9 protein-coding genes and 1 pseudogene are annotated in these 8,787 nt (G+C 70.4%); 6 read left to right on the top strand and 4 right to left on the bottom strand.

Going from position 1 to position 8,787, the window contains the following annotated elements:
- The 3 genes and pseudogenes from C1I97_RS07015 to C1I97_RS07005 form a co-directional block, all read left to right on the top strand.
- A pseudogene (locus C1I97_RS07015) lies at nt 1-413 on the top strand (serine/threonine protein kinase); the annotation flags it as partial.
- A 157-nt stretch (nt 414-570) separates the two neighbouring features.
- The gene (mqnC, locus tag C1I97_RS07010) at nt 571-1,770 is read left to right on the top strand and encodes a cyclic dehypoxanthinyl futalosine synthase (RefSeq protein WP_111002356.1); all 1,200 of its coding nucleotides are present in this window, start codon (nt 571-573) and stop codon (nt 1,768-1,770) included.
- 22 nt (nt 1,771-1,792) lie between these two features.
- Nucleotides 1,793-2,239 carry an imidazolonepropionase-like domain-containing protein gene (locus tag C1I97_RS07005; RefSeq protein ID WP_111002355.1) on the top strand — a complete coding sequence of 149 codons (447 nt, stop codon included), beginning with the start codon at nt 1,793-1,795 and terminating at the stop codon, nt 2,237-2,239.
- A gap of 12 nt (nt 2,240-2,251) precedes the next feature.
- Here the strand turns inward: C1I97_RS07005 and C1I97_RS07000 are convergent, their stop codons facing one another.
- Nucleotides 2,252-3,256, bottom strand: a complete 1,005-nt coding sequence (locus C1I97_RS07000) for a chitinase (protein ID WP_111002354.1) — start codon at nt 3,254-3,256, stop codon at nt 2,252-2,254.
- Between the two features lie 193 nt (nt 3,257-3,449).
- On the opposite strand from C1I97_RS07000, the gene C1I97_RS06995 reads away from it, so the two are divergent.
- Nucleotides 3,450-4,142 carry a demethylmenaquinone methyltransferase gene (locus C1I97_RS06995; protein ID WP_111002353.1) on the top strand — a complete coding sequence of 231 codons (693 nt, stop codon included), beginning with the start codon at nt 3,450-3,452 and terminating at the stop codon, nt 4,140-4,142.
- Nucleotides 4,143-4,185: 43 nt separating this feature from the next.
- On the opposite strand, the gene C1I97_RS06990 is transcribed toward C1I97_RS06995, so the two are convergent.
- Both C1I97_RS06990 and C1I97_RS06985 read right to left on the bottom strand, forming a co-directional pair.
- Nucleotides 4,186-4,515, bottom strand: coding sequence for a PASTA domain-containing protein (locus tag C1I97_RS06990; RefSeq protein WP_111002352.1), 330 nt, complete (start codon nt 4,513-4,515; stop codon nt 4,186-4,188).
- 116 nt (nt 4,516-4,631) lie between these two features.
- The gene (locus C1I97_RS06985) at nt 4,632-5,138 is read right to left on the bottom strand and encodes a GNAT family N-acetyltransferase (protein WP_111002351.1); all 507 of its coding nucleotides are present in this window, start codon (nt 5,136-5,138) and stop codon (nt 4,632-4,634) included.
- A gap of 100 nt (nt 5,139-5,238) precedes the next feature.
- Here C1I97_RS06985 and C1I97_RS06980 point away from each other — a divergent pair, with 100 nt between their 5' ends.
- Nucleotides 5,239-6,567, top strand: a complete 1,329-nt coding sequence (locus C1I97_RS06980; protein ID WP_258382455.1) for a geranylgeranyl reductase family protein — start codon at nt 5,239-5,241, stop codon at nt 6,565-6,567.
- 217 nt (nt 6,568-6,784) lie between these two features.
- Here the strand turns inward: C1I97_RS06980 and C1I97_RS06975 are convergent, their stop codons facing one another.
- On the bottom strand, nt 6,785-7,609 hold the full coding sequence (locus tag C1I97_RS06975; protein ID WP_111002350.1) for a C40 family peptidase: 825 nt from the start codon (nt 7,607-7,609) through the stop codon (nt 6,785-6,787).
- Between the two features lie 805 nt (nt 7,610-8,414).
- On the opposite strand from C1I97_RS06975, the gene C1I97_RS06970 reads away from it, so the two are divergent.
- Complete coding sequence (locus tag C1I97_RS06970) at nt 8,415-8,774, top strand: NADH-quinone oxidoreductase subunit A (protein WP_009310323.1); 360 nt, start codon at nt 8,415-8,417, stop codon at nt 8,772-8,774.
- Nucleotides 8,775-8,787 lie beyond the last annotated feature (13 nt).

The following is an 8,787-nucleotide window of genomic DNA, read 5'->3' as shown; positions in this document are numbered from 1 at the left end:
GCCCCTCCTCGACGCCGATCACCGCCGTCACCTCCCCCTCCTCTTCCTCCTCCTCTTCCTCCTCGACCCCCGCCCGCTACCTCGGCACCTGGGAGGGCCAGGGCACCGCCCTCGGCGGCGCCCTGCCGATGGGCACCTTCCGTGTGACGGTCCGCCAGGCCGCCGTGGGGGAGGAGGCGGGCACGGTGCGCCACACGGACCAGATCGGCGGGGTCTGCACCGACGTACTCACGCTGAAGCAGGTGACGGGGACGGAGCTCGTCCTGTCGTCCAAGGGCGCCGGGGACAACCCCCCGAACTGCGTCCAGGCCGAGCACACGGTCCGCCTCGGTCCGGTCGGGGACGACCTCATGTACAAGTCGGAGAGTTCCGGGTCGGGACACCCGCAGGCGCGGCTGTCGAAGGCCGGGTAGGCACGGGCCGTCGCCCACGCGGCCTGACGTCGGGACCGTGAAACCGCTGGCGTAGGCTGGTTCGGTCCGCCCGCCCGTCTCCCACCACCACCCTTGTTTCGAGCGTTTCGCGCACACCTCCTGTCCAACCCTTACGAACCTTGCGAAAGGGACGCCGGTGACCGAGAAGGCCGACCTCCAGTCCGTCCTCGACCGTGCCGCCGCGGGCGGACGGATCACCCCCGAGGAGGCGCTCGACCTGTACCGCGACGCGCCGCTGCACGCGCTGGGCGCCGCGGCCGACGCCGTACGCCGCCGGAAGTACGCGGGCACCGAGCACATCGCGACGTACATCATCGAGCGCAACATCAACTACACGAACGTGTGCGTCACGGCGTGCAAGTTCTGCGCCTTCTACGCCGCTCCCAAGGACACCGCGAAGGGGTGGACGCGCGACCTGGACGACATCCTGCGGCGCTGCGCGGAGACCGTGGAGCTCGGCGGTACGCAGATCATGTTCCAGGGCGGCCACCACCCGGACTACGGCGTGGAGTACTACGAGAAGCACTTCCGCGCCATCAAGGAGGCCTTCCCGCAGCTGGTGATCCACTCGCTGGGCGCCTCCGAGGTGGAGCACATGGCGCGGATCTCGGGCGTGTCGGTCGAGGAGGCCATCACCCGGATCCACGAGGCCGGCCTGGACTCCTTCGCCGGTGCCGGCGCCGAGCTGCTGCCGGAGCGGCCGCGCAAGGCGATCGCCCCGCTGAAGGAGTCCGGCGAGCGCTGGCTGGAGATCATGGAGATCGCGCACCGGCTGGGCGTGGAGTCCACCTCGACGATGCTCATGGGCACCGGTGAGACGAACGCCGAACGGATCGAGCATCTGCGGATGATCCGGGACGTGCAGGACCGGACGGGTGGCTTCCGGGCGTTCATCCCGTACACCTACCAACCGGAGAACAACCACCTGAAGGGCCGGACCCAGGCCACCGTCTTCGAGTACCTGCGGATGATCGCGATCGCCCGCGTCTTCCTCGACAACGTGATGCACATCCAGGGCTCCTGGCTGACCACCGGCAAGGACGTAGGCCAGCTGACCCTGCACTACGGCGCCGACGACCTCGGTTCGATCATGCTCGAGGAGAACGTCGTCTCCTCCGCGGGCGCCAAGCACCGGTCCAACCGGATGGAGATCATCGAGCTCATCCGGAAGGCGGGGCGGGTCCCGGCGCAGCGGTCGACGACGTACGAGCACCTCGTCGTCCACGACGACCCGGCGAACGACCCGGCCGACGACCGCGTGATGTCCCACATCTCCTCGACGGCGATCGCGGGCGGGACGGCCCACCCGGAGCTCAAGCTCCTCGCCTCCAACTGACGCGGCGCCACATGGACCGCCCGTGCTGACGATTCACGCCGCGGACGAGGTCCGGCGCGCCTGGGACGCCGAGCCGGTGAAGGGCGGTGCCGTCGTCGTCGAGGGCGCCCGGGTCGCGGCCGTGGGGCCGCTGGCCGAGCTGGAACGGCGGTTCCCCGGCGCGCGCGTGCGGCGCTGGCCGGGCGTGCTCGGGCCCGCCCGCGTGCACGAAGGGCCGCTGCCCCGGGCGCCGAGTCCGCGCGAGCGCGTCCACGAGGTCCTGAAGCTCGGCGCGACGGCCGTACTCGCCGAGTACGCCGACGCGCCCGGACTGCGGGAGGCCGCCGCGCGCAACGACGTCGCCGTCCTGCCGGGCGCACGGCCCGCGGCCGTCGTGGAGGGCGGCCGCGCCGACCTCGCCGTCCTCGACGACGCCGGCGCCTGCCTCGCCACCGTGTGCGCGGGCCGGCTCGTGCACCGCAGGCGCTGACGGCGGCGGCCCTCAGCCTCCGAACGCCTTCCCGAACGCCCCCGGCTTCTGCGTCACCCCACTGCAGTCGGTCGCCGCGTCGCCCCGCGAGGAGGAGCCCTTCACGCACTGCTGGTCGCGGAAGGCGGACCACATCGACACCCAGGCGATCCGCTTCTTCTCGGCGAAGGCGCGCACCTGGGCCGCGTCGGAGAGCGTGAAGGTCTCGCCGGCGACGTCGTTGACGCCGATCATCGAAGTGAGCGCCATGCCCTGCCAGGCGGCGGCGTCCGACAGGTCGAAGACCTTCTTCAGCTGGGTGTGGGCGGCCTCGGCGGCGGCGATGGCGTAGTCGCCCATGTCGCCGGTGTACGACTCGGCGTAGTTCATCGTCATCAGGTTCACCGTGGAGACCTGGACGTCATGCCGGTGGGCGGACTCCAGCAGGGCCAGGCCGTGGGCGCCCAGCCCGGAGGGCATGACGGGCAGGGTGAAGGTGACCTCCAGTCCGGGGCGCTCCTTCTGCAGCCGCGCGATCGCCCGGGAGCGCAGGGCGACGGAGGCGGAGTCGGTCAACTCGTCGCCCTCGATGTCGAAGTCGGCCCGGGTGGAGCCCGCCGCGTCCAGTGCCCTGCCGTACGCGCCGGCCAGCGCGGAGACGTCCTCACAGGCCGCCGCCAGCTCCTTGCCGTCGGCCCCGCCGAAGGAGACGCGCAGCGCGCCGCCCGACTTCATCCTCAGCCGCGCGATCCGTGACCTCACCTCCTCGTCGTCGAGGGCGTACATGCCGTCCCACTGCGGTGTGCAGCCGTTGCCGTCGGAGATCACGAAGGCGAGGTTGTACGTCGCCGGGGAGCCGGCGGAGTCGTTGCCGGAGGCCGTCGTGGCGCTCACGTACGGGGCGTACGACGTACCGGCGGTGCGGTCGGGCACCTTCGGGGCCGCGTCCGAGGCGCCGCCGAAACCCGAGGAGCAGCCTGCGGCGGCCAGGGCGGACAGGCAGGCGAGCCCGGCCGCCGGCTTCAGGAGACTCCGCATCGCGCATGTACTCGCTCTCGTCGCGTCGGGCTCGGGGCCGAAACGGATCCCGGAACGGATCCCAAAACGGATCTCGGAACAAACCGGGGTTCCGGACCGGAAACATCCCACATGCGACGGAACCCGTGCGGTGGTACGCGAGAAGCCGAGGCTGCTGCCGTGACGCCGCGGCCCCGCCTGCAACAATGGGCCCGTGACCCGCGCATCCCTGGACAAGCAGCCGCAAGATGTCGCCTCGATGTTCGACGACGTGGCGGAACGGTACGACCTGACCAACGATGTGCTGTCCCTGGGGCAGGACCGGCGGTGGCGCAAGGAGGTCGCGCGCGCCGTCGACGCCCGGCCGGCGCAGAAGGTCCTCGACCTCGCCGCCGGTACGGCCACCTCCTCGCTGCCCTTCACCCGCGCCGGCGCCTACGTCGTCCCCTGCGACTTCTCTCTCGGGATGCTGCGGGTCGGCAAGCGGCGGCACACCTGGTTGCCGTTCACGGCCGGCGACGCGACGCGGCTGCCGTTCAAGGACGACACCTTCGACGCCGTCACCATCTCCTTCGGGCTGCGCAACGTACAGGACTTCGACCAGGCCCTGCGCGAGATGCACCGGGTGACCCGGCCCGGCGGACGGGTGGTCATCTGCGAGTTCTCCCACCCCACCTGGGCGCCGTTCCGCACCGTCTACACCGAGTACCTGATGCGCGCCCTGCCGCCCGTGGCGCGCGCGGTGTCCTCCAGCCCCGACGCCTACGTCTACCTCGCCGAGTCCATCCGGGCCTGGCCCGACCAGCCGTCGCTGGCCGGGCGGCTGCGGGCGGCCGGCTGGTCGAAGGTGGCGTGGCGCAACCTCAGCGGCGGAATCGTCGCCCTGCACCGGGGTTTCAAGGCCTGACGGTCGCGCCGTCGCGCCGCCACGTCCTCATGCCGTCGCGCCGTCATGCGAGGCTGACCGCGTACGGATCGCCCGGCTCGTCGAGCTCGCGCTGGAGCCCGCCCGTGGGCGGCCTCGGGACGCGCGGCTCGCGGACGCCTCCGCCGCCCTCGCCCGGACGGAAGTCGAACCACACGTACACCAGGGAGTCCCGCGGGACCTCGGCACCGGGCTGCGGGTACTGGCGCACGACGTGGTCGACGACGGTGAGGTGGAAGTCCGGACGGTCCGGCGCGTCGAGGAACAGGCCCCGCGCCCGGGCGGTTTCGCGGGCGTCCACGGCCATCAGCCCGACCAGGCGCGGTACGCGTACTTCGGGTGTTTTGGGTGTCATGTGCACAGACGTCACCCCCAGCGGTACCCGGCAGGGTAACCGGCCGGGGGTGCCACCCGGAAGCGTCGCGTTTCTTTCCGTGACAATCGACTACGTTCGGTGACGGGTGCGTGAGGTCACAGATCGAGTCGGTAGCAGTGGCCCTGCCGCTGCGACGTCGGCGTCACGAACGTCTCCACCAGGCGCATGCCGAGCCGTCGGGCGACCGCGATGGACCGCTCGTTGCGGGCGTCGACCATGGCCACCACGCTCGGCAGGCCGGCCGCGCGCAGCCGCTCCAGGGTCGTGTGGGCGGCCGCCGTGACGTATCCGCGGCCCCAGAACTCCCGGCCGAGCCGCCAGCCGATCTCTATTTCCCCGGTGGGGCCCCAGTCCCGCTCCCACGGCTGGGCGCCGGTGAAGCCGATGACCCGGCCGGAGCCGTCGAGCATCGTCCACAGGCAGAAGCCGTGCTCGGCGTCGTGCCGCCGCTGGCGGGCGGTGAGCTCCTCGTAGACGGACAGCTCCGCGGGCCTGCCGCCCTGGAACTCCATGACGTCCGGGTCGTCGAAGACCCGGTGCCAGGCGACGGCGTCCTCGTCGGTGGGAACGCGCAGCCGTACGACGGGGAGAGCTCTGTTCACGGGAGGCAGCCCTTCAGCCGGGTGATCAATTCTGCTGCATAGACTGCCCATGTCCGGTGCCGGTCGGCACGCAGATTACGAACCTTGGGGAGATCCCGCCGTGACCGTCGAGACCGAGCCCCAGTCCGATCCCCAGTCAGAGTCCCCTTCCGAGGCCCTCTCCGGGAACAGGGCCGATGTGATCGTCGTGGGCGCGGGGCCGGCCGGCTCCACCACCGCCTACCACCTGGCCCGGGCCGGACTCGACGTACTCCTGCTGGAGAAGACCGAGTTCCCGCGGGAGAAGGTCTGCGGCGACGGGCTCACCCCGCGCGCCGTCAAGCAGCTCGTCGCGATGGGCATCGACATCTCCGAGGAGGCCGGCTGGCTGCGCAACAAGGGCCTGAGGATCATCGGCGGGGGCGTCCGCCTGCAGCTGGACTGGCCGGATCTCGCCTCCTTCCCGAACTACGGACTGGTGCGCAAGCGCGACGACTTCGACGAACAGCTCGCCCGGCAGGCGCAGAAGGCGGGCGCGCGGCTGTACGAGCGCTGCAACGTGAGCGCCCCGATCGTCGACGACCGCACCGGCCGCATCACCGGGGTGAAGGCCAGGCTCGGCGAGGACAAGCGTGAGGTCACCTTCCACGCGCCGCTCGTCGTCGCCGCCGACGGCAACTCCAGCCGGCTGTCCCTGGGAATGGGCCTGCACCGCCGCGAGGACCGCCCGATGGGCGTCGCGGTCCGCACGTACTTCGAGTCCCCCCGCCATGACGACGACTACCTGGAGTCCTGGCTGGAGCTGTGGGACCGGCGGGGTCCGCAGGACCGGCTGCTGCCGGGCTACGGCTGGATCTTCGGCATGGGCGACGGCACCTCCAACGTCGGCCTCGGGGTGCTCAACACCTCGGCGTCCTTCAAGGAGCTCGACTGGCGCGAGATCCTGAAGGCCTGGTGCGCGTCCATGCCCGAGGACTGGGGCTACACCCCCGAGAACATGACCGGCCCGATCCGCGGCGCCGCCCTGCCCATGGCCTTCAACCGCCAGCCCCACTACACCCGGGGCCTGCTGCTCGTCGGTGACGCGGGCGGCCTGGTGAACCCCTTCAACGGCGAGGGCATCGCCTACGCCATGGAGTCCGGCCAGCTCGCCGCCGACATCATCGTCCAGGCCCAGTCCCGGGCCACGCCCGCCCAGCGCGAACTCGCCCTGCGGCGCTACCCGCGCGTCCTGAAGGACACCTACGGCGGCTACTACACGCTGGGCCGCGCCTTCGTGAAGCTCATCGGCAACCCGAAGGTCATGCAGATCGCCACCCAGCGCGGGCTGACCCATCCGCTGCTGATGAAGTTCACCCTCAAGCTGCTGGCCAACCTCACCGACCCGACGGGCGGCGACGCGATGGACCGCGTCATCAACGGCCTGAGCAAGGTGGCGCCCAAGGCGTGAGCCGACCCGGCCGGTGAACGGCGAGGGGCAGGGGCGGACGGCACCACTCAGGGGGCGCTCACCGCGTGGGTGAGCGCCCCCTGAGTGGTGCCGGAGTGCGCTCGAAGCTCCGGAGTGCGCTCGAAGCCCGGAGCGTGCACAGGCGTGCCGAAGGGCCGCAGCCCCCGAGCGGCTGCGGCCCTTCGGCATGTACGGCCGTGTGTGGGTGCGTGAGGCCTCAGAGCACCCGGACCGCGCCGCTCGGCGGGTCGTAGGACAGCGGCCGCTCGACGACGCCCGTGGAGGAGTTCTGCGCGCCGACGAACATGCCGTTGCCGACGTACACCCCCACGTGGTACGCGCTGCCCGCGCCACCCCAGTAGAGGATGTCGCCCGGCTGCAGGTTGGACAGCGACACCTGGGTGCCGGCGGTCGACTGGTTCTGGGAGACGCGCGGCAGGCTGATGCCCACCTGCTTGAAGGCGGTCTGCACCAGGCCGGAGCAGTCGTAGGCGGACGGACCGGTGGCACCGGAGACGTAGGCCTTGCCGACCTGGGCCTTGACGAACGAGACGACGGCCGCGGCCGAACCGGTCGCCGTGGACGTGCTCGTGGTGGTGGTGCTGACGCTCGCCGGGGTGGCGAGCACGGTCCGCTCGGTGGTACGCGAGGCACGCTCGGCGGCGGCCTTGCGGGCGGCCTCGGCGGCCTTCTTGCGGGCCTCGGCCTTCTTCTTGGCTTCGGCCTCCTTGGCGGCGGCGAGGTCCGCCTTGGCCTGCTTCGCGGCCTTCGCGGCGGCCGCGTCGCGCTCGGCCTGCAGCTGGTAGTTCGCCGCGGCCTGCTGGGTGGCGTCCGCCGACTGGGCCACCTGGGCGGCCAGGTCGGCCGTCAGGGTGGGCAGTTCGAGGGTCTGGGTCACCGGCTCGGCGGCGTTCGCCGACGCCGACGCACCGGCCACTGCCAGGCTGCCGAAGACGCCACTGGCAACTCCGGCCCGCATCGCGAGTTTCGACGCGCTACGGCGGGGCTTCCGGTGGCTGCGTATGTGAGCGGTGTGGGACATGGGAACAACCGGTACCAGGGGCTCCTTCATATCTTCAAGGAACGTGTGGTGCGCCACATTTGTTCAATGGAGCGCCCAAATCCCCAGGTCCTGATTCCTTATTGACGGCACAACGGACATAGCGGACGCACGTGATCATGCCTGTGATCATGGGCTTTCGCTGTTACGCCCGAATTGCTCCGGACTTACCACCGATTGAGGCCGTTGGCCAAGCCCGGTTCTCACGCGCCCCTCATGAATGTGACGGAGGTCACGGAACGGCCGCCGTCCCGCGGCGCGCCTTCACGCCAGGTCCCACTGGTCCCTCATGTCACGTGAGCCCCATTGGGCGAGGGGGTGCCGGCGGGGGGCCGCGGGGCGCGCTCTCCGGCTTGTGAAGGGGTGAACGTGTCCACATCTCGTGTCGCCGTCCCCCTGATGTGTGAAAAGCCGCTCCATACCAAGGTCTTGACGAGCTCCGCCACTTTGCGCAGAGCGTCGGGCGTCTGATAATGCGCACCCCCTCCGACCTGCGAATACGAGGTAAAATGTAACCAGTAGTGATCACACAGGTGCTTCGCGTGCGAAGGTCACCGCTCATCCGACTTGATGATCGTTCGTCAGGTGGTGAAGATCACAAAGCTCATGCAATACCCCGTGTCGCAGATCACAGAGCGTCGGGCATAGGATGCGAGGCAGTTGGGCTTGTGACCTGCTTCACATGTTCTCGATCTTCGTCGGCACAAGCGGGGGTGGCGGGGCATGTGAGACGGCTGTGAGCCCGCTACCGCCAGCAGTCAGTGCCGACTGAGAGGAGCGAGGAGCGGTGAACGCGTATGCGCCCATCCTCGTACTGGGAGCCCTCGGGGCAGGCTTTGCGATCTTCTCCGTGATCATGGCCACCCTGATCGGGCCGAAGCGGTACAACCGCGCCAAGCTCGAGGCCTACGAGTGCGGTATCGAGCCGACCCCCACGCCGGCCGGCGGCGGGCGCTTCCCCATCAAGTACTACCTGACGGCGATGCTCTTCATCGTCTTCGACATCGAGATCGTCTTCCTCTACCCCTGGGCCGTCACCTTCGACGCCCTGGGTGTTTTCGGGCTCGTGGAGATGCTGCTCTTCGTGCTCACCGTCTTCGTCGCGTACGCGTACGTATGGCGGCGCGGCGGCCTGGAATGGGACTGAGGGGCCTTTAACG

It is taken from the genome of Streptomyces sp. NTH33, from assembly GCF_003236365.1.
In the GTDB taxonomy this organism is placed as follows: domain Bacteria; phylum Actinomycetota; class Actinomycetes; order Streptomycetales; family Streptomycetaceae; genus Streptomyces.
The sequence above is the reverse complement of the archived record's forward strand: the minus strand, read 5'-3'. Positions and strand labels throughout refer to the sequence as shown.

Coding starts and splice junctions, on each gene's coding strand:
- C1I97_RS06975 (WP_111002350.1), bottom strand. CDS start 7,609: ATGTCCCACACCGCTCACATACGCAGCCACCGGAAGCCCCGCCGTAGC.
- C1I97_RS06990 (WP_111002352.1), bottom strand. CDS start 4,515: ATGACACCCAAAACACCCGAAGTACGCGTACCGCGCCTGGTCGGGCTG.
- C1I97_RS07000 (WP_111002354.1), bottom strand. CDS start 3,256: ATGCGGAGTCTCCTGAAGCCGGCGGCCGGGCTCGCCTGCCTGTCCGCC.